This is a genomic window from Mycobacterium sp. IDUB_28, assembly GCF_055419285.1.
The window spans coordinates 1-24,329 of the sequence record NZ_JBVAXK010000013.1; the positions used below are offsets into that span (position 1 = coordinate 1).

The 24,329-nt window shown below is 68.4% G+C and carries 22 protein-coding genes and 1 tRNA gene; 13 read left to right on the forward strand and 10 right to left on the reverse strand.

What is annotated here, in order from left to right:
- Positions 1–210 precede the first annotated feature (210 nt).
- Positions 211–801 carry a TetR family transcriptional regulator gene (locus ACZYZ9_RS22615; RefSeq protein WP_065035914.1) on the forward strand — a complete coding sequence of 197 codons (591 nt, stop codon included), beginning with the start codon at positions 211–213 and terminating at the stop codon, positions 799–801.
- 21 nt (positions 802–822) lie between these two features.
- Here the strand turns inward: ACZYZ9_RS22615 and ACZYZ9_RS22620 are convergent, their stop codons facing one another.
- The 5 genes from ACZYZ9_RS22620 to ACZYZ9_RS22640 all read right to left on the reverse strand — a co-directional run bounded on the left by ACZYZ9_RS22620 (position 823) and on the right by ACZYZ9_RS22640 (position 6,685).
- Positions 823–1,224, reverse strand: coding sequence for a hypothetical protein (locus ACZYZ9_RS22620; RefSeq protein WP_065035915.1), 402 nt, complete (start codon positions 1,222–1,224; stop codon positions 823–825).
- Positions 1,221–3,446: a tyrosine-type recombinase/integrase gene (locus ACZYZ9_RS22625; RefSeq protein ID WP_065035916.1), complete on the reverse strand. Its 2,226-nt coding sequence runs from the start codon at positions 3,444–3,446 to the stop codon at positions 1,221–1,223. Before ACZYZ9_RS22625 ends, ACZYZ9_RS22620 begins: the two co-directional genes overlap by 4 nt.
- On the reverse strand, positions 3,433–4,641 hold the full coding sequence (locus tag ACZYZ9_RS22630; protein ID WP_065035917.1) for a tyrosine-type recombinase/integrase: 1,209 nt from the start codon (positions 4,639–4,641) through the stop codon (positions 3,433–3,435). The genes ACZYZ9_RS22625 and ACZYZ9_RS22630 overlap by 14 nt, the downstream gene beginning before the upstream one ends.
- Before the next feature lie 27 nt (positions 4,642–4,668).
- On the reverse strand, positions 4,669–5,901 hold the full coding sequence (locus tag ACZYZ9_RS22635; RefSeq protein ID WP_065035918.1) for an ImmA/IrrE family metallo-endopeptidase: 1,233 nt from the start codon (positions 5,899–5,901) through the stop codon (positions 4,669–4,671).
- Positions 5,902–5,965: 64 nt separating this feature from the next.
- Complete coding sequence (locus ACZYZ9_RS22640) at positions 5,966–6,685, reverse strand: hypothetical protein (protein ID WP_065035919.1); 720 nt, start codon at positions 6,683–6,685, stop codon at positions 5,966–5,968.
- 169 nt (positions 6,686–6,854) lie between these two features.
- Here ACZYZ9_RS22640 and ACZYZ9_RS22645 point away from each other — a divergent pair, with 169 nt between their 5' ends.
- From ACZYZ9_RS22645 to ACZYZ9_RS22670, 6 genes are read left to right on the forward strand one after another with little or no spacing between them, the layout of a single operon-like run.
- Positions 6,855–7,037, forward strand: a complete 183-nt coding sequence (locus tag ACZYZ9_RS22645) for a hypothetical protein (protein WP_463828515.1) — start codon at positions 6,855–6,857, stop codon at positions 7,035–7,037.
- Entirely contained in the window at positions 7,034–7,834 is an 801-nt protein-coding gene (locus ACZYZ9_RS22650; RefSeq protein ID WP_463828516.1) for a type II secretion system F family protein, read from the forward strand. The genes ACZYZ9_RS22645 and ACZYZ9_RS22650 overlap by 4 nt, the downstream gene beginning before the upstream one ends.
- Positions 7,831–8,412 carry a type II secretion system F family protein gene (locus ACZYZ9_RS22655; protein ID WP_463828517.1) on the forward strand — a complete coding sequence of 194 codons (582 nt, stop codon included), beginning with the start codon at positions 7,831–7,833 and terminating at the stop codon, positions 8,410–8,412. Before ACZYZ9_RS22650 ends, ACZYZ9_RS22655 begins: the two co-directional genes overlap by 4 nt.
- A 15-nt stretch (positions 8,413–8,427) precedes the next feature.
- Positions 8,428–8,628 (forward strand): DUF4244 domain-containing protein, encoded by a 201-nt coding sequence (locus tag ACZYZ9_RS22660; protein ID WP_463828518.1) that lies wholly within the window; start codon positions 8,428–8,430, stop codon positions 8,626–8,628.
- Positions 8,629–8,663: 35 nt separating this feature from the next.
- Complete coding sequence (locus ACZYZ9_RS22665) at positions 8,664–8,948, forward strand: TadE family type IV pilus minor pilin (RefSeq protein ID WP_463828519.1); 285 nt, start codon at positions 8,664–8,666, stop codon at positions 8,946–8,948.
- A gap of 16 nt (positions 8,949–8,964) precedes the next feature.
- Positions 8,965–9,270 (forward strand): Rv3654c family TadE-like protein, encoded by a 306-nt coding sequence (locus ACZYZ9_RS22670; RefSeq protein WP_463828520.1) that lies wholly within the window; start codon positions 8,965–8,967, stop codon positions 9,268–9,270.
- Positions 9,271–9,304: 34 nt separating this feature from the next.
- Here ACZYZ9_RS22670 and ACZYZ9_RS22675 read toward each other — a convergent pair whose 3' ends face one another.
- The 3 genes from ACZYZ9_RS22675 to ACZYZ9_RS22685 all read right to left on the reverse strand — a co-directional run bounded on the left by ACZYZ9_RS22675 (position 9,305) and on the right by ACZYZ9_RS22685 (position 14,180).
- Entirely contained in the window at positions 9,305–10,327 is a 1,023-nt protein-coding gene (locus ACZYZ9_RS22675; RefSeq protein ID WP_463828521.1) for a PAS domain-containing protein, read from the reverse strand.
- Between the two features lie 549 nt (positions 10,328–10,876).
- The gene (locus ACZYZ9_RS22680) at positions 10,877–11,707 is read right to left on the reverse strand and encodes a PE family protein (protein ID WP_463828522.1); all 831 of its coding nucleotides are present in this window, start codon (positions 11,705–11,707) and stop codon (positions 10,877–10,879) included.
- 145 nt (positions 11,708–11,852) lie between these two features.
- Positions 11,853–14,180, reverse strand: a complete 2,328-nt coding sequence (locus tag ACZYZ9_RS22685; RefSeq protein ID WP_463828523.1) for a DEAD/DEAH box helicase — start codon at positions 14,178–14,180, stop codon at positions 11,853–11,855.
- Between the two features lie 300 nt (positions 14,181–14,480).
- On the opposite strand from ACZYZ9_RS22685, the gene cspA reads away from it, so the two are divergent.
- The 3 genes from cspA to topA all read left to right on the forward strand — a co-directional run bounded on the left by cspA (position 14,481) and on the right by topA (position 18,449).
- Positions 14,481–14,684, forward strand: a complete 204-nt coding sequence (gene cspA, locus ACZYZ9_RS22690) for a cold shock protein CspA (protein WP_036363014.1) — start codon at positions 14,481–14,483, stop codon at positions 14,682–14,684.
- A 174-nt stretch (positions 14,685–14,858) separates the two neighbouring features.
- Positions 14,859–15,437: a hypothetical protein gene (locus tag ACZYZ9_RS22695; protein WP_463828524.1), complete on the forward strand. Its 579-nt coding sequence runs from the start codon at positions 14,859–14,861 to the stop codon at positions 15,435–15,437.
- A 207-nt stretch (positions 15,438–15,644) separates the two neighbouring features.
- The gene (topA, locus tag ACZYZ9_RS22700) at positions 15,645–18,449 is read left to right on the forward strand and encodes a type I DNA topoisomerase (RefSeq protein WP_463828525.1); all 2,805 of its coding nucleotides are present in this window, start codon (positions 15,645–15,647) and stop codon (positions 18,447–18,449) included.
- A gap of 10 nt (positions 18,450–18,459) precedes the next feature.
- Here the strand turns inward: topA and ACZYZ9_RS22705 are convergent, their stop codons facing one another.
- The gene (locus tag ACZYZ9_RS22705; protein WP_463828646.1) at positions 18,460–20,115 is read right to left on the reverse strand and encodes an adenylate/guanylate cyclase domain-containing protein; all 1,656 of its coding nucleotides are present in this window, start codon (positions 20,113–20,115) and stop codon (positions 18,460–18,462) included.
- 110 nt (positions 20,116–20,225) lie between these two features.
- Between ACZYZ9_RS22705 and ACZYZ9_RS22710 the strand changes: the two genes are divergently transcribed.
- Together ACZYZ9_RS22710 and ACZYZ9_RS22715 are read left to right on the forward strand one after the other, a co-directional pair.
- The gene (locus ACZYZ9_RS22710; RefSeq protein ID WP_463828526.1) at positions 20,226–21,443 is read left to right on the forward strand and encodes a DNA polymerase III subunit delta'; all 1,218 of its coding nucleotides are present in this window, start codon (positions 20,226–20,228) and stop codon (positions 21,441–21,443) included.
- A 34-nt stretch (positions 21,444–21,477) separates the two neighbouring features.
- Positions 21,478–21,553, forward strand: a tRNA-Thr gene (locus ACZYZ9_RS22715).
- Positions 21,554–21,600: 47 nt separating this feature from the next.
- On the opposite strand, the gene ACZYZ9_RS22720 is transcribed toward ACZYZ9_RS22715, so the two are convergent.
- On the reverse strand, positions 21,601–23,415 hold the full coding sequence (locus tag ACZYZ9_RS22720) for a hypothetical protein (protein WP_463828527.1): 1,815 nt from the start codon (positions 23,413–23,415) through the stop codon (positions 21,601–21,603).
- Between ACZYZ9_RS22720 and ACZYZ9_RS22725 the strand changes: the two genes are divergently transcribed.
- On the forward strand, positions 23,381–24,325 hold the full coding sequence (locus ACZYZ9_RS22725; protein WP_463828528.1) for an NAD-dependent epimerase/dehydratase family protein: 945 nt from the start codon (positions 23,381–23,383) through the stop codon (positions 24,323–24,325). The genes ACZYZ9_RS22720 and ACZYZ9_RS22725 overlap by 35 nt on opposite strands.
- The last annotated feature ends 4 nt before the right edge of the window (positions 24,326–24,329 follow it).

Sequence of the window (24,329 nt, forward strand, 5' to 3'; positions counted from 1 at the left end):
TCAGCGCAACGGCGTAACATCACCCACCGAAGCCAGAAGCTCCGAAGGACCATTTACACCGGATTACGGACGCCACCTGGTACGAACGGTAGCGTAGGGATACTGCTCGTAGCGGGGGGTCGGTATGGGTGACTGTCGGGCCGGTGGAACACGATCACCGTCGAGAGCGGGTTGCCCGGGGCGGGCTCGCGGATCCGGCGCCGAGATGTCATGACCGCGGCGCAGCCTGCCGCTGACGCACCCCACGCGAGTGCGATCCTGGATGCGACCCTGCATGCGGCGACCCGCGGGGGCTATAGCGCGGTACAGATGCGTGCGGTGGCTGATGTCGCCGGCATTGGTGTGGGGACGCTGTACCGGTATTTCCCGTCCAAACCGCACCTGCTGGTCGCGGTGTTGCGTCGCGAATTCGACCGACTGGCCGCCGAGTGCGCGTGGCACCACCACGACATCACGCCTGCCCGGCGGGTCGCCGCCCTGACCTCACGACTGCACGCCGAATGGCAGCTCGACCCGAAACTGACCGAAGCCACCACCCGCGCCCTGGTGGTCGCTGATGCCACCGCAGCGCCCACCGTCACCCAAGCCGCCGACATCCTGCACCAGCTTTTCGCCCGCGCCCTGGGCGGCAACACCGTCACCGAGCGCCACCACGACCTCGCCGGACTGATCACCGATGTGTGGCTGGCCAACCTCACCGCGTTCAGTGGCCACCGGCTCTCGGCCGGCCAAGCACGTGAGCGCATCGACCGGGGCACCGGACTGCTGCTGCGCCACGCCTTCGGGCCAGTCGACCGCTGAGCGGCGCGTCCAATTGCCCGCTTAGGTGGCCGAGTCCCGTCGTTCCAGTTCGCCTTGCAGGACCGCGATGATCTGGTCGCGTTCACGCAGTTGGGTGCGCAGTCGCGCGATGTGGGTGTCTTTGGCGGTCAGTCGGTTGCGCAGTGCGGCGACGATGCTGGACTCGCCCGGCTCCGGTGCGGGCGGCGGGCCCTCGCCGACCGCCCTCAGCGTGCGGTGCGCCTCGATCTGGGCCAGCAGCTCGGGACGGTTGTGGATGCTTTTGCGGGTCACTCCGGCGCGGCGGGCGACGCTGCTGATGGTGATGTCGGCCTTCTCGCGGCGCAGGCTTTGCAGTGCTTTGCGGGCTCGGGTGTCGACGGAGTCCCGTCTTTTCTGGGTGTGGGCGGCCAGAGCGTTCAGCGATGCTTGTGTGGCGGTCACGGGCGTTGCCGCGGGTCGGCTTTGTGCAGGGCCGAGTCGTGGGCGCCGCGGGTGGCGATCGGCGTCAACGGCAGCCGCTTGTGGGTGCCGGCGCCGCTGATCCAGGCCGCGGTGTCGGACTGTTCGGCGGCCAGCCGGTCCAGGATGGCTTCCAGGGAGTGTAGCTCGCGCAGCCGGGCGGCGATCCAGACGTTGTCGTCGGTCAGTTCCCGGCCGGTGCGGGTGCGGTATTGATCACGGCGCAGCTCGATCAGCGCCAAGGTTCTGGCATGCTGATCAGCCAACTCGGCCCGGTGGGTGACATCAGTTGCGAAATGCCCACAACTCAAACACGCGTTCCCCCTGTCGCACGATTTCAACGGCGGCAGGAGACACACTCCGTTGGGCAGCACCCGGTCGGTGCGGGCCGACAGTTGAGTCATATCCAGGATGTCAGCGGGGCTGATCGCGATCTCGACGCCGTGGGCGCCGATCTTCTTGTGCTTGAGAAACTCTGCTTCCGCGGTGGCGGACAGGGTCGCGGCATAGCGCATCGTCATCTCCGGGCTCTTGTGCCCCAGATAGCGCTGCACGACATGGATGGGGACCCCGTCGTTGAGCAGCTCGGTGGCCCGGGTGTGGCGCAGCCGGTGGGTTTGACTGAACCGTAACGGATTTCCCGCCGCATCGGTCAGGCCGTGCAGGTCGTCGAGTTTGACCAGCGACTGGGAATAGGTGGCGTATGGGCGGGGCCGCTGGCCGTTGAGGTTGCTTTTGGTGCCGATGAACAAGTACTTGGGTGTCAGGTGCGGAAACCTCGCCTTCAGCCAGCGGTGTTGTTCGGCAATGACGTTGACCACCGCTTGCTCGACCAGGATGGTCGGCTCCACCCCGTCGACTTTGGTCTGCTGGTAACGCAGCTTGGCGACGAATGCATCAGGGTCAGCGTTGTCGACGTCGGGCGACGTTCCCGGGATGGGTTGCAGCGGCTGGTGGTCGAGCATCAGGATTTCAGAGGCCCGCCGCCCGGTGAGGGCCTGCAGCAGCCAGATCCGGGCGGCCTGGGGATCACCGAGGCCTTTGACCAGCGAGACGCTGCCATCGGGATGGGTCAGCCCGACCAGGGCGGTGCGGTCGGCGGCCAGCACGTCGAGGTAGGCCAGCATGCGTTGCAGTTCGGCGGTGGAGTACCAGGTCAGCTCGCGGGGCCGGTGGGCGCGGCGGGTGCGGAAAGCTGGGCCCCACAACCGTGTGTGTGCCGCACTCAGTTGCGCCCAGCGCGGTTCGCCGGTGGCCGCGGCCGCCTCGGGGCCGTGGTCGACCATGAACGTGTAGAACACCTGGGTCTGAGACTGGGTAGCGTCAATGGCGGCCTGGGACAGGGGTTTGTCCGGCTTGGCCCCTGCGGCAGGTGATTTGAGGTATTCGGTGAATTCGGTGAACATCAGCCGCAGCTGGGCGGGATCCTCGGTGAGTACGGGGTCGGTGGCGCCGCGGGCGGCCAGAAACGGTCCGAGGTGTCGCGCGGTGTCGCGGCAGCGTTCCACCGCTGAAGACCACCGCAGCAGCTCGGCGTCTAGACAGGTCCGTAGCCAGAACCGGACCCCTTCGCGCAGCCAGGCCGGGGTGATCGCGGCAAGGTTCAGGGTCAGGTCGTGTCGGGGCTCGTGTTCGCGTTGCGGAATGCGGGGATCGGCCTGCAGGTCCCAGATGTCGTGCGCCCACCAGGCGGTGTCGGTGCAGCGCACCGACAGATACAGGTGCAGATGCTCCACCAAGTGAGTGATGTTGCGTCGGGCACCGGCAGAGGGCAGCCGGGCGTTGCGTTTCTCGAAGACCAGCATCGCCGCCCGCACGATCGCGGCGGACTCCAGGTCGGTGATGCTGGCCGGTGGGCGGCGGCGTTGGCCGCGGTATTCGGTGGCCGCGGCGCTCAACGCCTGGCCGGCCCAGCGCAGCAGCGACGGTTCGATCTTGCGCAGGCCTTCGTGGTGACAACACCACACCCACCAGGCGATCTCGTCGGCGAACCGTGGCGGCACCGCGGCGGGGGTGAAGTCGTGCTCGGCGCGGCCGCGGTGTTCACGCAGGTAGTACCGGTTACGCAGGAACACGGTATCGGCGGGTGCGGCGTCGATCTGATAGACCGGGCGCCGCCAGGCCTCGGGCACGGCCGACCACTGCGCCTGCCACGACGGACTGGATTGGCGGGCAACAGGTGTGGGGTCGTCACGGCTGGGCATCGGTGAGCCCTTTCCAGCCGGCCACATAGTTGCGCCAGTGCGCCAGGCTGCGCATCTCGGCGTCCTCGGTGACCCACCCGTAGGTCGACAGGGTGGTCTGGACGTCGGCGTGCCCGAGGCGGCGCATCACCACGTGCGCGGGCACCCCGGCCAGCAACAGGGCGGTGGCGTGGGTGTGTCTCATCCAGTGCGGAGTCCACTCCGGCGGCAACTGCGGGTGAGCACCTTTGATGCCGCGGACCTTCTCATAGATCGTCTCCATCCGCATCGGTGAGAACTGCTCTCCCCGAGCAAGATTGACGAACACAAAATGGGTGCTCAGATCGGGGACCGTCACGTCGGCAGCCATCGCGACGAGCTGCCACACATACTCCGAATACAGCGCTTCCAGATCATCACCGATATAGAGCCGCCGCGTCCCGGTCTTGGCCCGCACCCCGTGCGGATGGTCCTGGCGGTCGACGACATCGAGGAACGGGGTCCCGCCGGCGCCGATGTGAAAGTCGTGATGGCGCAGACATAACGCCTCACCGGGACGCATCCCCGTCTCCGCGAGCACCGCGAAATACAAGCGGTTACGCACCGCGGCCGGCCCACCCGACCACCCGCCGTCGCCGGTCTGGACCGAGCAGCCATCCAGAATCGCGTTGACCTGCTCAGGCGTGAGAACCGGGGTGGCGCTGCGGCCGGGGCTGCGCAGGCCATAGATCGGGCGATCCCCCTGACGCTGCGGTCCGACCCCGTCGAGGAACCCCACGTAGCGGCGGTAGCGCCGCGCCGAGCCGCGGGAGGTGAACAACCGCTGGTAGGGCAGATCGGCGCCGTGTGCGTCGGCGTGATATCGATACATCGACAACACCGCCGCCGCCCGCGGCTGCAGTGATGACGCCGCCAGCTTCTGGGCCGGTGGTCCGATCCTGGCTGCGCCGGGCAGATCCCCGGTGCGCAGATACCGCAGGAACTGCCCGAACAGTCTGGTGGGAAAGTCATCCCAGGCATGCCCGGTGTGCTCGAGGACGGTGAACCACTCGGCGATCCCCGCCGCATACGCCCGCACCGTGTTCGGCGAACCGCCGCCATCGCGCAGGAACCGCAGATACTGCGCGGCCGCAGGGATCGGCAGATGGTCGGCACCGACCACGGTGTGGGTGTCGGGCTCGCCGTCGCTGAAACTCACCCGCTGAACTCGCGCCACTAGTCAGTCCCCGACCCAGACAGACCTTCAGCCCCGCCGCCGCCGGCCCACCGGAAACCTCACCACATTGGAGTGCGTGCCGGTCATCGCCACCACCGATGCCGGCTCCTCGACCACCCGCGCAGTGTTGGCCGGCGGCCCGGTGCGCTGACCAACGGCGAAGTCCTCCAACATGTCCTGCGGCCAGATCAGGCCGTACGGGGCCAACATCACCGGCGACGTCGCCGAGAACGCCATCTCCAACCACTTACTGAGCAGCCGCGGACGCTCCACCTCGCGGTCTTTCCAGCCCGGCTCGACCCGGCCCCACGTGGTGTCGGTCTCGGTGTTCGTGCGGGTGTAAAGCTGGCGCCGCAATGCCTCAAACCGCTCGTCGCTCAACAGCTTCGAGGTATGCAGATGCTTGAGCAACGCCCCCAGTGAAATCCCCCAGCGGGCCTTGACCGGCAACAACTCCGCCAACGACGGTGCACGCGAGACCTCATCGGCCAGCACCGCCGCCGGCGCCAAGAACTCCGAAGCGAACGCTGAGGCCTGCTCTTCCCGCTCCTCGTTGACCGATCCCGCGGCATGCAACACCAGATGCCCCACCTCATGCGACAGCGTCCACCGAGTCCGCTCCCACGAACTCGACTGCCGCACCACAATCAACGGCCTGGTGTTGAACTCACCGACCCGCACCGAATACCCCAGATGCTTATCGAGCTTGCCGGTGGAATCCTCATCGCCGAGGATGCGCCGCGACGACGACGTCAACAGCCGGCGCATCACAATCGCCACCCCGTTGCGTTCAATCTCATGCGTCAGATAACCGATCGGCGCATCCGGGTCCAACCCCCACGCCTTGCGGACCTCCGCAGCCGCCTGATCCACCGGTGTCTCACTGTCGAGCACCGGTACCCGCACCGGCGGCAACTTCACCCGAGTGTGCAACTCGTCGAGGAACTCACCTGCCAACGCCGCGAACTGCGCCAGATACTCCCGCTCGGTCGCCGTAATCGACCGCGGCGCCCGGAACAGCAGATCCCGGGGATGCACGCGCGAGGTCGGCACCGTGGTGAAGAACTTCGCCGGGAACCTCAACACCGCCACCAAGCGCTCAAAGTCCTCGGCCGACAATGTGGTCGTCGCCGAACGTTCCACCCGGTTGAGCCGAGAATGCTTCCAGCCCAACGATTCCATCACTGCGGTCACGGTCATCGCCCGGATCACCCGGGCCTGGTTGACCCGTAACCCGTACACATCCACGGTCGTGTTCATCGCAGCCCCGATTCAATAACGACCCCGCGACAAGTTGTGCGTCGCCCCCCACTGCGACGACCCGCTAGGCCGGTTCTGGCTGGTCGGGGTCGTCGGTACCCGAGGCCGCCGATGGTGGAGCCCATTCGCCGAAGTCGTCGGTGGGCACGATCGGAGCCGGGGGTGGGCCCAACAATAGCGGCGACTCGGTGACCGGTGGCAACGGTGTGGACGCCAAAATCTGTACCCGAGAAGCGTTGTCGATATCGATCACCGCCGCCAACTCCGCTTCTGCCAGGCCATACCCGTCCTTGGTCGGCCACCACAACGCGGCGATGTCCGGCTTGCCCATCGGGGTGGATGTCGGCGCCGGGAACAACCGCGTCTGCGCACCCTCGTCGAGGGTCATCTGCTCCCCAGGAGCCGCCGCCGTCGCCGCCATGGGATGCTGACCGCCGCCGGGGGTGATGACCATGCGGACCCGCTCGCCGTGCAGCACCCGCGACGGCCAGCGCCGCAGCCGGAAATCCATCCCGCGTGAATCGGACAGCTGAACCGAGAGCCCACTGCCGCACGAGCTCAGCAGCGTGTCGCCCGGCATCGGGCCGCGCAACTCGCGCTCCCGCAACACCAACAATCGCACGTTCGCGCAGAACGCCAACCCGTGGACATCCCGCGGATCCTCGAACCACGGCTTGTACATCGCGGCGACCTTCGGGATCACCCTCTCCAAGTCGTAGCGCAACGTCGCGCAGGACGGCCGATGATCGGCAACGATCCGATCCAGCCACCTTTGTAGGTTCATGAGGCGAATTTCGCACACTAAAGCAGTCTGCGCAAGTAACACGCCCAACTGTTACTCCGCCCATTAATGTGCAACTTCCCACCACCATAGGATACATGTATCTCACGATAAATAATCAGATCAACGCGCATATATTGCTAGCCATAGACCAGGTAATTACAGATAAGGCGTGCGGGTGCTGTTGCATGTCTCGCGCGACCGGTCCGGACGACGCCGGCTGGTCGAGATCGCCACGCTACGGCAGGCCGGGGACGGGCGGGTGCACGCGGTGCCGGCGTGGCACGCCGATCACGGGATGGCCGCTCCCGCAGCGGATCTGCTCGCGTTGTTGCCGGCCGGGGCGCGGCCATGACGGGTTGGCAGCTCGCCGCTCTGCTGTTGGCGATGGCGTTGCTGGTGGCGCCCGGCTCGCCGCGGCGTCGACTCCGGGTGGAGGGTGCCGGCCACCGTCGATTCGCGGTCACTGCCCGCGGTGTCGGTTGGTTGTGCGGCTGCGTGTTCATGCTGGCTGCGGCGGTTTTGCCGGTGACGGTAGCCGCCGCGCTGGCTGTGGTCGGGGCTACGACGGGGGTGCGGTACCGGCGTCGACGCAACGCCCGCAGTGCGATGGCAGAGGGCGCGGCGCTGGAAGCCGCCCTCGAGGTCCTGGTCGGCGAACTCCGGGTGGGTGCCCACCCGGTGCGGGCCTTCGAGGCCGCCGCCGGGGAAACCGGCGGCGCAGTGTCGGTCGCGCTGCGGGGCGTCGCGGCGCGGGCCAGGATGGGTGCCGACGTGCCGGCCGGCCTACGCGCGGCCGCGCACACGTCGGCAATGCCTGCCCATTGGGAACGCATCGCGGTGTGCTGGCAGCTGGCCAGTGAACACGGCCTGGCTATCGCCGGGCTGATGCGGGCCGCGCAACGCGATATCACTGAGCGGCAACGGTTTTCGGCAAAGGTGGGTGCGGGCCTGGCCGGTGCGCGCGCCACTGCGGTCATTCTGGCCGGGCTGCCGGTGCTCGGCGTGGCGCTCGGGCAACTGATCGGGGCGCGGCCGTTGACGTTTCTGTGCTCCGCGCCCGGGGGGTGGTTCCTGCTTGTCGGTACCACGCTGATCTGCACCGGGCTGTGGTGGTCGGATCGGATCACCGATCGGGTGACTCCGTCATGACTAGCGCCGCGCTCTTGCTGGCCGCCGCCCTGTGGTGCGGGGCGGGACCTGCGGCGGCACGTCACCGGGCCGGGTTGGCTGCCCACGCGGCGCAGTCGCCGCCCCGCGCGTCGGGCGGGCCGGATCCGCTGGGGGCGGCATCCACCTTGGACGTGCTTGCGGTATGCCTGACGGCCGGCATGGCGGTGTCGACGGCAGCGTCCGCCACCGCCGGATCCGCGCCGCCTCGCCTTGCTGCGGTGCTGCGGCGGGCCGCCGACCTGCTGGCGCTGGGCGCTGACGCCGGCGTCGCCTGGTCGGCTCCGGCTGGCCGGGTACCGGATACGCAGGTGGATGGCCTGCTGCGGTTGGCGCGGCGATCGGCGGCATCAGGTGCCGCGCTTGCCGACGGTCTGGCCGAACTGGCTGCCCAGACCCGCCACGATGCCGCGCATGCGGCCGGCGCGGCCGCCGAGCGGGCCGGGGTACTGATCGCCGGTCCGCTGGGCCTGTGTTTTCTGCCGGCCTTCGTGTGCCTGGGCATCATCCCGGTGGTGGCCGGGTTGGCCGGCGGTGTTCTGCAATCAGGTCTGCTGTGAGAAGGGAAATGGTTGATGTTCAATATATTTCGTCTGTTCAGGGCGCGCATGACGCTGTTGGTTGTGGACGAGTCCGGCATGTCCACCGTCGAGTATGCGATCGGCACCATCGCGGCGGCGGCGTTCGGCGCCATCCTCTACACCGTCGTCACCGGCGACTCGGTCGTGTCGGCGCTGAACCACATCATCGGTCGCGCGCTGAGCACCAACGTCTAGTCGCCAGTGCCGGTTCGAGCACCGTCGAGGCCGCGTTGGCGATCGCGGCCCTGGTGGTGGTTCTGGTGTTGTGCCTGGCCGCGATCACCGCGGTGTCGATGCAGGTGCGCTGCGTCGATGCGGCCCGCGAGGCTGCCCGGTTGGCGGCGCGCGGCGACCCGGGCGCTGTCGAGGTGGCCCGAAGCATCGCGCCGCCGGGGGCTCGGGTCGCGGTGCGCCGGGATGGCGATCTGCTGGTTGCCACCGTGGTCGCGCATTCAAAGCTGTTGCCGCACCTTGATATTGCGGCCCGGGCGGTGTCGGCGACTGAACCGGGGTGAGGACGGCGCCGCCACGGTGCTTGCGGTTGCAATCATCGCGGCGCTGCTCTGCGTGACTGCGGCGGGTGCCTGGCTGGGCTGTGTCGTGGTGGCCCGGCATCGCGCCCAGGCCGGCGCCGACCTGGCCGCCCTGGCGGGGGCTGCACAGGTGCCGCAGGGCGCATCCGCGGCCTGTGCCCGGGCCGCGGCGGTGGCCCGGGCGATGGGCGTTGCCACCGCCGGATGCCGGGTGGACGGTCTTGACGTGATCGTCGAGGTCCAGGTGCCGGTCGCGCACGCCGGCACCGCACGGGCCTCGGCGCGGGCCGGGCCGGTCGGTTGAGCCAGCCGGCCCGGATACCTTGCCGCTCCGGCGGCTACGCCGGCGGAAAGTCTGCGTCGGCGATCTCGCCGTCGGTCGGCAACCGCAGCGAGAGGAGCCCGGCGAAGGTGTCCGGCTCGATCTCGACCCGGTTGACGGTGACATGCACCGGCACCCAGTCGGTGTCGGTGCCGGGCAGTCGCAGCACCCGACTGGTCGCACCCTCGGCGAATTCCGTTGTCATGGCGGCCACCAGACCCTCGTCGTCCGGATGGACGCGGTGCCGGTCGTCCTCGTTGCCGCGCCAGTCGTAGAACGAAGCGGGGTCGTCCAGCCATTTGAGCAGGGTCCAGGTCTTGAGGTCGACGAGGGCGCGATGGACACCGGCCTGCGCGAGGCCCTTGAGGATCCGCTGCGCCAGGTCGTCGGTGGCCACCGCTGGACCTTTGCGCTCTGCCCGCCAGTTCATCGCCCGCGCCACCAGATGATCACGGCCGTCAGGTCCGGGTTCGATCGCACTGCGCGCGGTGAACCCGATCCTGATCGGATTGCCCTGCCAATCGGTGAGATCCCAAGTGCTGCAAAGTGTTTGACCCGGCTCAGCCCGGATCGCCATGGCCAGGACCTTGGTTTCGTTGGGGTTGAGCTCGCGAGACGGCAGATCCTCGGCGAATGCCCTGCCGTAGGTGACCTCGGCCTCGGGGTTCTTGCCGCTGTTGGCCAGTGATTCGGGAGTGTCGGTAGCCACGCCGCGGGTGAGGTCCCATTTCAGCGGCCCCGGCATTGGTCGCTCGGGCGGTTCCTCGTCGATCGGGCCGCTCCACACGTGCACCCCGTGAATTCGGCCGTCCGACATCACCACCGGTTCGGTGCGGATGACGCGGTCACTCTTGGGGGTGATGCTGCTGAGGGCCTGGCCGGTCTGCACCGACTCGGCGATCGCCGTCTTGATCGACGCGAGATACGGGCTGCGCCGCAGGAACGATGTGATCGGGACGAGGTTCTTGAGTTGACGCCCCTGCGCTACGACGGCGGGCTCGTCTCCCAGCGTCTCCACGAGCAACCAGTCGTGGCCCATAGGCGCAGTTTACTGATCCGGTGATCGGCCACGGACACCGCCGGGGGGTGGCGCCGGCCGGGAGCCATCGTTGCGTTTGCTGCGTAATAGTGTTGCAGCAAAAGCGGATACAGTGTGCGCCCGCGGGGCGTGGGTCTACCCGTACCGCGCTGCGCCCGTCATGCTGACGACGACGTCAAAACCGTTGTCCCGCAGCCCCGGCGCATCCCGGTCGTCACGCAACGGTCGTTCTATGACCGGCGGTCAGTTGAGTGCGCGGGTAGGTATTTCACGCCCCTGCAACATATCTCGGTTTATTGCCAACTTGTTTGTCATACCGTCCGACGGGTTTGTCTGAATGGACTTCGTAAAATGGGTGCTTGTCGTGTTGCAATTGAGGCTTCACGCCAGGTAGGTTTCTGCTGCGCTGGAGTTTCAGCAGAGTGGACGGATTTGTGTTGGCAGACCGTCGAATAGTGGATCCGTGGAGGTCGACCGTCGAGGGGTCGGTCGCCCGTCCAACGGATTAGTCACCGGGATTGCACAGCAATCCTTTTGATGATCCTCGGCCTAGGGCCGCTTGGTTGCCCTCGATTCCGGTGTCGGAACAGGCGGGCAATAGACCCCTCCGGCTCCACCGGAACCGCGACTGGCCATGCTCGTCCGGCAACCATGGGCCATGCCGCCGCTGCCGCCGCCGCGGGAGTTGAGGATCACCACAGTGGCGCCGCCACGGGGTCTGTCGGCGACCGGTCCGGCGAGTTGTCGTGCGGACAACCCGCTGGGTGACGACAGCGGAGAGCTGTCGGACTTTCGGGCGCTGAGCGCGGGGCCGGCGATCCTGGGGCGGCCCGCCTCGGCACCGGACAGCCACCGGGTGGCACGACCGCCCGACTCGCCGGTCGGAACCCCGACTCGGCCCGCTGCGCCGACACCGATCAGACCGGTCACCGCACTTCTCGACTCACCGCCGGGGGGCGCGCCCGATCCGCGGTTGCCCTCCATCGTGCTGCCGGCGACCTCCGGACGGTGGCCGGCGGCGTGGTTGTCGGAGCGGCCGACGGATTCGCGTTGCGTGGTGACGGCAGGCTCGGCAACGGTGCTGCCGGTGGCGGCGACGTTGTCGGACTCCGCGGCCGCATACGCGCCCGCACCGGATCGGAGCAACTGCACAAAGTCATGGTGGAACGCCTCCGCCTGAGCGCCGAGCGTCTGGTATCCCTGCGCGTGCCCGTTGAAGAACGCGGCAACCGCGGCCGATACCTGATCCCGGGCCGAGGCCACCAGACCCGTCGTCGGGGCCGCCGCCACGGCGTTGGCCCTGCTGATCGTGGCACCGATGCCGGCCAGGTTGGTGGCCGTGCTGCCTATGGTGCCGGGCGCCGCGTTGACATGAGACATGCGACACCTCCGACTCGATTGTCGACAGACTCGGCCAGTGTCTGATCGCCATCACCGTGCAATGGATAAATGCACTGTAAGGTCATTTCGCCGAATCGAAAAGCAATTCTTTCCGGCTGTGTCGCAAAGCGGCCCAGCGGCCGATTCACCCCACCGCCCGGGCGGCCCCACCGTCCAACGCCGCCAGCACCATTTGCAGCACCAGCACGGCGCCGGCCTTGTCCAACGGGTCGTTGCCGTTGCCGCATTTGGGCGACTGCACACACGACGGACATCCGCTGGGGCATTCGCAGGCTTCGATGGCCGCGGCGGTGGCACCCAGCCAGGTGGCCGCCCGGTGAAAGCCGCGTTCGGCGAAGCCCGCCCCGCCCGGATGGCCGTCGTAAACGAACACCGTCGGCAGCCCGTCGGGACCGACCGCGGTGGACAGCCCGCCGATGTCACCGCGGTCGCAACTGGCTACCAGGGGTAGCAGGCCGATCGCGGCGTGCTCGGCGGCGTGCAGCGCACCGGGTGTCCTGCTGAGGTCAATCCCGTTCGCCTCCAACGCTTCCGGCTCGACGGTGTACATCACCGAGACCGTCGGCAACGAACTCTGCGGCATGCTGAGTTCGACGAAGTCGATCACTTCGCCGTCGATCCGTCGACGTAGGTATCCGACCACCTGGTGGGTCACCGTCACCGGCACCAGACCGAGGGTGACCGCACCGAACGCGGACCGCTCGCCGTATCCGGTGACCGCGATATCGGTGATCTCCCGGGCGAACGTCGCATAGCCGGGGTCCTCTGCATGCACCAACGCGATGCCGTCCTCGAGGTCCAGCGAGTCGACGACGTAGCTCTCACCCTGATGCAGGTAGACCGCTCCGGGATGGATCGACGCCGGCGCCTGTCCCACACCGGTGCTGCCCAGCAGACGTCCGGTGTCGGCTTCGACGATCACGATCTGGCCGCCGATGGAACCGCGGATGTCCACGGCCCCATGGGGTTCGACGCCCGGTGCGGGAAAGTACCTGCCGCCCCGGCGTTTCAGCAGTCCGTCGTCGACCAGTCCGTCGGCCACCCGCACCGCGTCCATCGACCGGACCTCGGCTTCTTCGAGTGGCAGTTCCGTTGCAGCACAGAGTAGTTGAGGACCCAGAATGTAGGGATTGGTGGGGTCGATCACGACCCGTTCGACGGGCTTGCCCAGCAGCGCGGCCGGATGGTGGACGAGGTAGGTGTCCAGCGGATCGTCGCGGGCCACCAGCACCACCAGTGCGCCCTGACCGCGCCGTCCCGACCGGCCGGCCTGCTGCCAGAACGACGCGACGGTGCCCGGGAACCCGGCCAGCACCACCGCGTCCAGACCGGCGATGTCGACACCGAGTTCGAGAGCGTTGGTGGTGGCCAGTCCCCGCAGTCGACCGTCGGCCAGGGCCTGTTCCAGCGCGCTGCGGTCCTCGGCCAGATACCCGGCGCGGTAGGACGCCACCAGCGACGACAGCTCCGGGGCGACCTCCTCCAACCGGGCCCGGGCTCCCAACGCCGTCAGCTCGGCACCCCGGCGGGAACGCACGAAAGTCAGCGTCTGCGCTCCCTCCACGATCAGGTCGCCCATCACCCGCGCCGCCTCGGCGCCCGCCGACCGGCGCACCGGGGCGCCGTGCTCGCCGAGCAGGTCGGTGCGCAACGCCGGCTCCCACAACGCCACCGTGCGGCCGCCCTGGGGTGATCCGTCGTCGAGCACTTCGACGACGTGCTGACCGATCAGTTCGGTGGCCGTCGTGCCGGGAGAGTCGGTGGTCGCACTGGCGAAGATCACGGTCGGATACGACGAATAGCGCGCGCAGAGGCGGAGCAACCGGCGCAGCACCATCGCCACATTCGAGCCGAAAACACCGCGGTAGTAGTGGCATTCGTCGACGATCAGGAAGCGCAGACCGCGCAGCAGCACCGCCCACCGGGGGTGGTTGCGCAGGATCGACAGGTGGATCATGTCGGGATTGGAGAACAGCCACCGCGAGCGCTCCCGGGCGAAGCGGCGCACTTCGGCGGCGGTGTCGCCGTCATAGGCGGTGGGTGCGACATCGGCCAGAGCGGGCACGGCTGCCGTCAGGGCGTGCGCTACCCGCAGCTGGTCATGACCCAGCGCCTTGGTCGGCGACAGGTACAGCACCCGCGCGCGGGGGTCGGTTGCCAGCGCGCTGAGCACCGGCAGCTGGTAGGCCAGCGACTTGCCCGACGCGGTACCAGTGCTCACCACCACGTGACGACCCTCGTGGGCCAGTTCGGCGGCCTGCACCTGATGTGACCAGGGTGCGCGGATGCCGCGGTCGGTGAATGCACGCACCACGTCGGGCGGCGCCCACTGCGGCCAGGCCCCGGGACGCCCCGGTCGCGGTGGCAATTCGGCGACGTGACGCAGCGGATGTTCGCCGGATGCGGTGCCGGCGAGGGCGGCGGCAAGCAGTTCGCTGCCGAAGCTCGCCATCGCGTGCCTTTCTGGGTCGTAGTGGTGCGCTCCCGGGGTCCGCGGGTGACGCAGACGTAAATTGGGCGACCTGCGCTGACTTCAGGCTGTCGCCGACGCGACGAACGTGGTTGACTGGGTGCGGTCGCAGCTTCTGTGTTCGTGTAAAACTTTCGCAGGATCGACGTTGCGGTCGCGGTTCCTGCGAGGTTATCTGTCGGGTGAAATTCCGGCGACTCCGAGAAGGTATGGCGGTCGCAGCGGGCCCGGGGCACCCGAACAGCGGTGCCCTGCACCCAGAAGAGAAGGAAATATCGAGAAATGCCACAGGGAACTGTGAAGTGGTTCAACGCGGAGAAGGGGTTCGGCTTCATCGCCCCCGAAGATGGATCCGCTGACGTCTTTGTCCACTACACGGAAATCCAGGGGACGGGCTTCCGCACCCTCGAAGAGAACCAGAAGGTCGAATTTGAGATCGGCCATAGCCCTAAGGGCCCCCAGGCCACCGGAGTCCGCTCCGTTTAATCCGAGCAGATTCTGACGTAGCCCCCCGGCGCAGCCCCGCACTCGCGGAAACCGCCGGGGGGTTTTCGTTTCATCGGGGCCTTGCGTCCCACGTCCCCCCGCCGTCGTAGCGCGGTGCCGCCGCGCCGCGCGCGGAGCCGCCGCCGACTCCCCGGCTGGCCTACTGTCTGTGGCGTGAGCCAGCTTTCCTTCTTCGCCGCGGAATCGGTGCCGCCCGCGGTCGAAGATTTGTGCGGGCTGCTGGCTGCCCCCGGTCAGATCGTTATGGTCGGCACGGGTGCCAGGTTGTCAGTGGTGGTCGAGCAGTCGTGGCGGGCCGCCGCCCTGGCGGACATGATCACCGAGGCCGGATTGGTCCCCGAGATCACCCGGACCGACGAAGACCACCCGCTGGTCCGGACGGCGGTGGATGCCCGGCTGTGCAGTATCGCCACCGAGTGGACGCGCGGCGCGGTCAAGACCGTGCCACCGCGCTGGGTGCCCGGCCCGCGGGAGTTGCGGGCGTGGATCCTGGCGGCCGGCGCACCGGATGCCGACCGTTACCTGCTCGGGCTGGATCCGCACGCGCCGGACACACATTCGCCGCTGGCGTCGGCGCTGATGCGGGTCGGGATCGCACCAACCCTGATCGGCACCCGGGGAGCCCGCCCGGCGCTTCGGATCAGTGGCCGTCGCAGGCTATCGCGCCTGGTAGAGAACGTCGGAGAAGCTCCTGACGACCCCGAGGCGGCCGGCCAGTGGCCGCGCGTTTGACGGGTTGCCGGGGCACGGCGGAGAGCCGGTCGGTTTGCGCGGGCGCGCCTATTGGTGCGAAATTGGCAGTTGCCCGCGGGGGCGAACGGACGGCGGCGAGCCTCAACGGACCGGATTATCGGGAATTTCAGGGCGCCGACCTGTCATTCTTCCCCGCGAAGGCGGTTCCGCCAGGGAACCGACACAGGAGATGGAGCGTAGGCGCAGGTGGCTGACCGGAGGGCTAGCAGCGGCAGGAACGGGAGCACCCGGCGATTGGTGATCGTCGAGTCGCCCACCAAAGCGCGCAAACTCGCCGGTTACCTGGGATCCAACTACATCGTCGAATCCTCGCGGGGGCATATCCGCGACCTGCCGCGCGCCGCCGCTGACGTGCCGGCGAAGTTCAAGTCCGAGCCGTGGGCCCGTCTCGGGGTCAACGTCGATGCCGACTTCGAGCCGCTGTACATCATCAGTCCGGAGAAGAAGAGCACCGTCACCGAGCTGAAGGGCCTGCTCAAAGACGTCGATGAGCTCTACCTGGCCACGGATGGCGACCGCGAGGGCGAGGCCATCGCCTGGCATCTGATGGAGACCCTGAAGCCGCGCGTCCCGGTCAAACGGATGGTTTTCCACGAGATCACCGAGCCGGCCATTCTCGAGGCCGCTGCGAACCCGCGCGACCTGGACATCGACCTGGTCGACGCTCAGGAGACCCGCCGCATCCTGGACCGGCTGTACGGCTACGAGGTCAGCCCGGTGTTGTGGAAGAAAGTGGCGCCCAAACTCTCCGCCGGCCGCGTGCAATCGGTGGCCACCCGCATCATCGTCCAGCGCGAACGCGACCGGATGGCGTTCCGCAGCGCTTCCTACTGGGACATCCTGGCCAAGCTGGACGCCAGCGTGTCGGACCCCAAGGCGCAGCCGCCGACCTTCGCGGCGCGTCTGACCAGCGTCGACGGTCTGCGCGTGGCTACCGGTCGCGACTTCGACTCGCTGGGCCAACTCCGCAAGGCCGACGAGGTCACCGTCCTGGACGAAGCGGGCGCCACCGCGATCGCCACCGGACTGCAGGGCGCCCAGCTGGCCGTGGCGTCGGTGGAGGAAAAGCCCTACACCCGGCGGCCGTATCCCCCGTTCATGACCTCGACGCTGCAGCAGGAGGCGGGCCGCAAATTGCGGTTCTCCTCGGAGCGCACCATGAGCATTGCGCAGCGGCTCTACGAGAACGGCTACATCACTTATATGCGGACCGACTCCACGACGCTGTCGGAGTCGGCTATCGGCGCCGCGCGCAACCAGGCACGCCAGCTCTACGGCGAGGAATACGTGTCGCCGTCGCCGCGCCAGTACACCCGCAAGGTGAAGAACGCCCAGGAGGCACACGAGGCAATCCGGCCGGCCGGTGAGACATTCGCCACACCCGATGCGGTGCGCCGCGAACTCGACGGCGACGAATTCCGGCTGTACGAGCTGATCTGGCAGCGCACGGTGGCATCGCAGATGGCCGACGCGCGCGGCACCACGCTGAGCCTGCGCATCGAGGGCCGGTCCGGAGAACGGGACGTGATCTTCTCGGCCTCCGGGCGCACCCTGACGTTCCCGGGCTTCCTCAAGGCATACGTGGAGACCGTCGACGAATTGGCCGGTGGCGAGGCCGACGATGCCGAACGTCGGCTGCCGCAACTCACCCCGGGCCAGCGGTTGGACGCCGTCGAGCTGACCCCGGACGGGCACTCCACCAACCCGCCCGCGCGCTACACCGAGGCCTCGCTGGTCAAGGCGCTGGAGGAGCTGGGCATCGGCCGTCCGTCCACGTACTCCTCGATCATCAAGACCATCCAGGACCGCGGTTACGTGTACAAGAAGGGCAGCGCCCTGGTGCCGTCCTGGGTGGCGTTCGCCGTAATCGGGCTGTTGGAACAACATTTCGGTCGTCTGGTGGACTATGACTTCACCGCGGCGATGGAGGACGAACTCGACGCCATCGCCTCGGGCAGCGAGCGACGCACCAACTGGCTCAACAACTTCTACTTCGGCGGCGAACACGGCGTGCCCGACTCGGTGGCCCGCGCCGGCGGCCTGAAGAAACTGGTCGGTGTCAACCTGGAAGGCATCGACGCCCGAGAAGTCAACTCCATCAAGGTATTCGACGACGCGCAGGGGCGTCCGGTGTATGTCCGGGTCGGCAAGAACGGTCCGTACCTGGAACGCACGGTGACCGGTGACGACGGCGAACCGACGCCGCAACGGGCCAACTTGAACGACTCGCTGACTCCCGACGAGCTGACTCTGGATGTGGCAGAAGAACTTTTCGCCACACCGCAGGAGGGGCGGGTGCTGGGTGTGGACCCGCAGACGGGACACGAGATCGTGGCCAAGGACGGCCGCTACGGGCCTTACGTGACCGAGATCCTGCCGAAGTCGCCGGACGATGACGGCGACGCCGCGCCGGCCAAGAAGGGCAAGAAGCCGACGGGTCCCAAGCCGCGGACGGGTTCGCTGCTGCGCAGCATGGACCTGCAGACGGTGACGCTCGAGGACGCGCTGAAGTTGTTGTCGCTGCCGCGGGTGGTCGGGGTGGACCCGGCCTCCGGCGAGGAGATCACCGCGCAGAACGGGCGGTACGGCCCATACCTCAAGCGCGGCACCGACTCTCGATCGCTGACCACCGAGGACCAGATGTTCACCATCACCCTCGACGAGGCGCTGAAGATCTACTCCGAGCCGAAACGGTCCGGGCGCCAAGCTGCTTCGGCCCCGCCGCTGCGCGAGCTGGGCGCCGACCCGGCGTCGGGCAAGCCGATGGTGATCAAGGACGGCCGATTCGGCCCCTATGTCACCGACGGGGAGACCAACGCCAGCCTGCGCAAGGGTGACGACGTCATGTCCATCACCGACGAGCGCGCCGCTGAATTGCTGGCCGACCGGCGGGCCCGCGGTCCGGTGAAGCGGACCGCGAAGAAGACGGCACGCAAGGCGACGTCGGCCGCCAAGAAGGCACCGGCCAAGCGCGCCGCCAAGCGCACTTAGTCGCCGGCCGTTACGGGGTCGCCTGCGTGGCGACCTGCTCGGTTTGCGGCGAAACCTGATCCAGCCCGGCCAGATTCAGTGGACGCGCCAACTGCGTGGGGGCGATGCGGCCGCGCAGTTCGACCACCTCGCCCACGTCCCAGCACAGTGCCTCGGCATCCAGGGCGCCGCTCACCGCGATCGCCGATGCCAGCACGTGGCCTTCTTCCAGCTTGGCCAGTTCGGTTAGACGGGCGGCCTCGTTGACCGGGTCGCCGATGACGGTGTACTCGAAGCGGGCCTGGGCGCCGATGTGGCCGGCGATGGCCCGGCCGGCGGACACCCCGATGCCGAATTCGGCAGATCCCAGCACCGGGATGAGCTCGTCGTGCAGCGCGCGCGCCGCGGCCAGCGCTGCGCCGGCGCCGTCGGGGTGTTCGATCGGCGCACCGAAGATCGCCAGCGCGGCGTCGCCCTGGAACTTGTTGACGAACCCGCCGTACCGCCCGACGGTCTCGACCACAACCCGGAAGAACTCGTTGAGCAGGTGCACCACCTCGGCCGGCGGTCGCGTCGCGGCCAGCTGGGTGGAGCCGACCAGATCCACGAACAGGACCGCGACGTCGCGTTCCTGGCCGCCCAGCTCGGTGCCGCGCTCGAGTGCCCGGCGTGCCACGTCCTCACCCACGTAGCGACCGAACAGGTCGCGCAGCCGCTGCCGCTCGGACAGGTCGCGGACCATGTCGTTGAACCCGGCCTGCAGCAGCCCCAGTTCGCTGGCATCGTAGATCTGCATGTGCGCGTTGTAGTTGCCGCGCTGCACCTCCGACAGAGCCCAGCGCAGCTGGCGCAACGGGTCGGCGATCGACATCGAGACCAGCAGCGTGCTGGCGGCCCCGATGGCCAGCGCCGCCAGCGCCAGCAGCAGGATCGGATTGAACAGGCTCTCCGCCGACGCGTGCAGCAGCGATATCTTGTCCGACACCACGGCCAGGATGATCGCCAGCAGCGGCACCGCGGTGGAGAGCACCCAGGTGAGCATCAGGCGCAGGATGACGCCGGGGGCCCGGACGTTCTCCGGCACGCCGCTGCGCAGCGCGGCGACCGCCACCGGCCGCAACACCCGCTCGGACTGCAGGTAGCCGATGATTCCGGTGGCGGTGGCGCCCAGGGCGTTGGCGACCATCACCACCGGCGCGGCGTGGCGGGCCACCGACCAGCTCGCGATGACGAACACCACGCTGCCGACGGCCCAGGAGCCCGCGCTGATCAGGGTGCGGTAGAACGGCATCCGCAGGGCGCGGGTGCGGGCCAATTCGGAAGTGGACGGGTCGGCTTCGACGAGCAGGTTGTCGCGGCGCTGCCACCGGAAGACCGGCACCAGCAACTTGAGGTTCCAGGCGAATCCCGCGAGGAACAGGAACACCACCGAGCAGATGAAGATCGTGACGTTCGCCGGCGGCAGGTCCTGCAGCTGGATGCGGTCGCGGGGCGGCAGGCCGTAGCGCAGGAAGCCGAGCACGAACAGGCCGCCGATGATGTCGGCCTGCAGCATGCTCAGCGAGAACACCGGCCACGGCGTACGTATCACCCAGCGGGCGAATGCGCTGATTCGCCTGGGGAAGCTTGCGGCCGTGGTCACGCAACTACCGTATCGGTCAGCGGGGACAGGCCGGTAACCAAAAATTGCTTCGGCAAGTCGTCCGACGTGGGCAGATGATGGCCGAAGGTCACGAAACTGTCGCGAAACGGATGCTGATCGGTATCTGTCGGGGGTGCTCACTACTGTTGTCGATCATGACGGGCGTGTTTACGCGGCTGGTAGGCCAGCAAGTAGTGGAGGACGAGCTGCTGGCTGCTGCCCGGGCTGCCCGACGTACTGTCCAGGGTGATCAGGGTCACGCAGGCCAGCGGGCCGGGACTATGACACATGCCTGGCTGATCACCGGTCCGCCGGGTTCCGGCCGCTCAGTGGCCGCGTTGTGCTTCGCGGCGGCGCTGCAGTGCACCTCGTCGGCAGATCCGGGGTGCGGCGACTGCCGAGCCTGTACGACGACGATGGCGGGCACCCACGCCGACGTGCGGCGGGTGATTCCGGAAGGCCTGTCGATCGGTGTGGACGAGATGCGCGCGATCGTGCAGATCGCGTCGCGGCGCCCGACGACCGGGCACCACCAGATCGTGGTGATCGAAGACGCCGACCGGTTGACCGAGGGTGCCGCCAACGCGCTGCTCAAGGTCGTCGAAGAGCCGCCCCCGTCCACGGTATTCCTGCTGTGCGCCCCCTCGGTGGATCCGGAGGACATCGCGATCACGCTGCGCTCCCGGTGCCGGCACGTCGCGCTGGTGACCCCGTCGACCGAGGCCATCGCCCAGGTGCTGATCGGAGGCGACGGCCTCGATGCCGCGACCGCGAACTGGGCGGCGTCGGTCAGCGGCGGCCACGTGGGGCGGGCACGGCGGCTCGCCACCGACCCCGACGCCCGCACGCGGCGCGAGCAGGCGCTGGAGTTGGTTCGCGACGCCGCCCGACGGTCGGGGGCCTACGCCGCCGCCGAGGAGTTGGTGGCCGCCGCCGAAGCAGAAGCCGTCGCCCTGACCGCCGAGCGCGCCGAAGCCGAGACCGAGGAACTGCGTACGGCGCTGGGGGCGGGCGGGACCGGCAAAGGCGCCGCCGGCGCGATCCGTGGCTCCGCCGGGGCGATCAAGGACCTGGGGCGACGGCAGAAGTCTCGGCACACCCGCGCCTCACGCGATGCTCTGGACCGGGCCTTGATGGACCTGGCCTCGTATTTCCGGGATGCGGTGCTGGTCTCGGCCGGCGCCGGGTCGGTGCGGCCCAACCATCCCGACATGGCTGAGCGAGTGGGTTCGCTGGCCGCGCACGCCAGCCCCGAGCGGTTGCTGCGCTGTGCGGAGGCCGTGCTGGAATGCCGCGAGGCGCTGGCGATCAACGTCAAGCCCAAGTTCGCCGTCGACGCCATGGTGGCCACGATTGGGCAGGAGCTACGGTAGCCACGTAGACTCGTCCCGCCCGCGACAGGGCACCGCCGCCTTAGCTCAGTCGGTAGAGCGATTCACTCGTAATGAATAGGTCAGGAGTTCGATTCTCCTAGGCGGCTCCACACTTCACCAGATCGGCGACGCGCCGCGAAGTTTCCGGGCTGGGCGCTCACAGCGGCGCCAGAAACCCCACCGGCCCGGAGGCCAGACACAGCGCGAGTGCAGCGGTGTTGGCCCGCACCGTGATCGCATCGCCGGCACCCGGCAACCGGGCATAGACGCGGTTGAGTCCGGGATGCACCGGGACCTTCACCTCTGGCCCGTCGGACAGGGCCAGCATCATCGAGCCGTCGGTATTGGCCAGGTAGTGCAACTCGACAGTCCAGTCGGCCGGCAGCAGCGGACCGTCCAGGATCAGGCGCGTCGGGCGGTCCGGCTGGGCGAAGTAGCCGCACTGCGCGACCGGCCCCGGCCTGATGGTCCGCACCCAGGTCGCCCGGGCGTTGACCAGTTGCCCCTTGCTGTTGAACATCCGCAATTGTGTGGTGGCGGAACTGAATTCAGGTCGATTGCGAAGCAAAGCGAACAGCTGGCTGGCCAGGTTCTGCGGCCATGCCACCCGCTGCAAGACCATCGGGTCCACCTCCTGGTCCAGCAACGGCACCGTCGGGTCCGCCATCGCCAGGCCGGCCCGGGCGTTCTTCAGATAGGGCTCGGCCGGATTGTCGCGCCATACCTGCGCGAACGTCGACGTCGAGTACAGGCTGCTGGCCAAGAAGAGCAGCGCCACCACGGTTGTCGCAGCGGTCCGGAGCCGGGAGGTGTCCAGCCACGCCGCCGACGGCCGGTTGGGGGCGGTGAACGCGATCGCGGCCAGTAGCGCCAGCACCACCACCAGGTCGGGGAAATACCGCAAGGTCTGCGCCAGTTCGAGGGCGGTGAAACGCGACGACCGCATCAGGTAGATCGGAACCTGGCAGGCCACGGCGTAACCGGCGGCGATCAGCCACACCGGTCCGATCCGCTGCTTGCGGATCAGCGAAACCGCCAGCGCCGCAGCAACACTGAGCCATCCGAGCGCCATCACCACGGTCCCCGGGGTGGCCCACGGGGAGGCCGGCGCCCAACGCGCCCAGTGCCAGGGGCCGCCGGCCAGACCGGGCACGATGCCGTGCGTGACGGACCGGCGCAGCAGGGCCCAGGTCATCGCGACGTCCGAACTCCATCGCCGCTGATTCACCACGACCAGATACAGCACCACCCAGCCGGCGGTCACCGCCAGCGACGGCACCCACAGCCGGATGCCGGCCCGCCAGGCGGCCCGCAGCGGCGACGCATCCGCGCGCACATGACCGGCGAGGGCCACGACCGCGAAGGCGACGAACGGGATCACCGCGGCCTTCTCGAAGAACAGCAGGCCACCGAGATACACCGACACACCCGTCAGCGCGTAACGCTGCCTGCCGGTGCGAACCAGCAACACCGCGTCACCGCACACCCACGCCAGCGCCGCCAGCATCGGCAGCGAGTTCAGCGCCGCCGCCCACCACGCGAACCCCGGCACTCCCAGCGGGGTGAACAGCGCGAAGGTCAACGGGAGCAACAACACCGGCCGCCAGCCCAGAATCACCCGCAGCGCCCGCAGCAACGCCAGCGACGCCAGCAGTTGCAGCACCACCAGACTGACCGCCGCCCCGGCCCACTCCAGCGGTGCCAGCCGGATGATCGCACCGGCCAGCAGAAACGCACCGGGCATCACGTGCCCGTCGTGGTCGTCGAACAGATACGACGGGGACACCAGACTGTGGCTGCCCGCGCGGCCGATCAGAATCAGATCGTCCCAGTAGAAATAGCCGCTGAACGCCAGCGCCGCGCGGATTGCCAGCTGCACCGCGATCAGCACACCTGCGGCGACGATGACCGCCCGCGCCACTCGGTATGGTGGGCCGGTGCGCGCACTGGTCACCGGGGCTGCCGGTTTCATCGGCTCGACGCTAGTCGACCGTCTCCTGGCCGACGGTCACACGGTGGTGGGCCTGGACAACTTCGCGACCGGCCGGGCGACTAACCTCGAGCATCTTCTCGACGAACCGGCCCACACGTTCGTCGAGGCCGACATCGTGACCTCGGACCTGCAGCCCATCTTCGACGAACACCGCCCCGAGGTGGTGTTCCACCTGGCGGCCCAGATCGACGTGCGGCACTCGGTGGCCAACCCGCAGTTCGACGCCTCGGTCAACGTGATCGGCACCATCCGGCTGGCCGAGGCGGCGCGTCGCGCACAGGTACGCAAGGTCGTGCACACCTCCTCGGGGGGGTCGATTTACGGCATCCCGCCGCAGTACCCGACGCCCGAGACGGTGCCGACCGATCCTTTTTCGCCCTATGCCGCGGGCAAGGTGGCCGGGGAGATCTACCTGAACACCTTCCGGCACCTGTACGACCTGGACTGTTCGCACATCGCGCCGGCCAACGTGTACGGTCCGCGCCAGGACCCGCACGGCGAGGCCGGCGTGGTCGCGATCTTCGCCCAGGCGTTGCTCGAGGGCAGCAGCACCAAGGTGTTCGGTGACGGCTCCAACACCCGCGACTACGTCTTCGTCGATGACGTCGTCGACGCCTTCGTCAAGGCGTCCGGCGAGCAGGGCGGCGGGCAGCGGTTCAACGTGGGCACCGGAGTCGAAACCTCCGATCGCCAACTGCACACCGCGGTCGCCGCCGCCGTGGGCGGGCCCGACGACCCGGAGTTCCATCCGCCGCGGCTAGGTGACCTGAAGCGCTCCTGCCTCGACATCGGTTTGGCGGCAGAGATTTTGGGTTGGCGACCGCAGGTCGGGTTAGCCGACGGGGTGCGGCGCACGGTGGAATATTTCCGGCACAAGCACGGGAGTTGAGCCC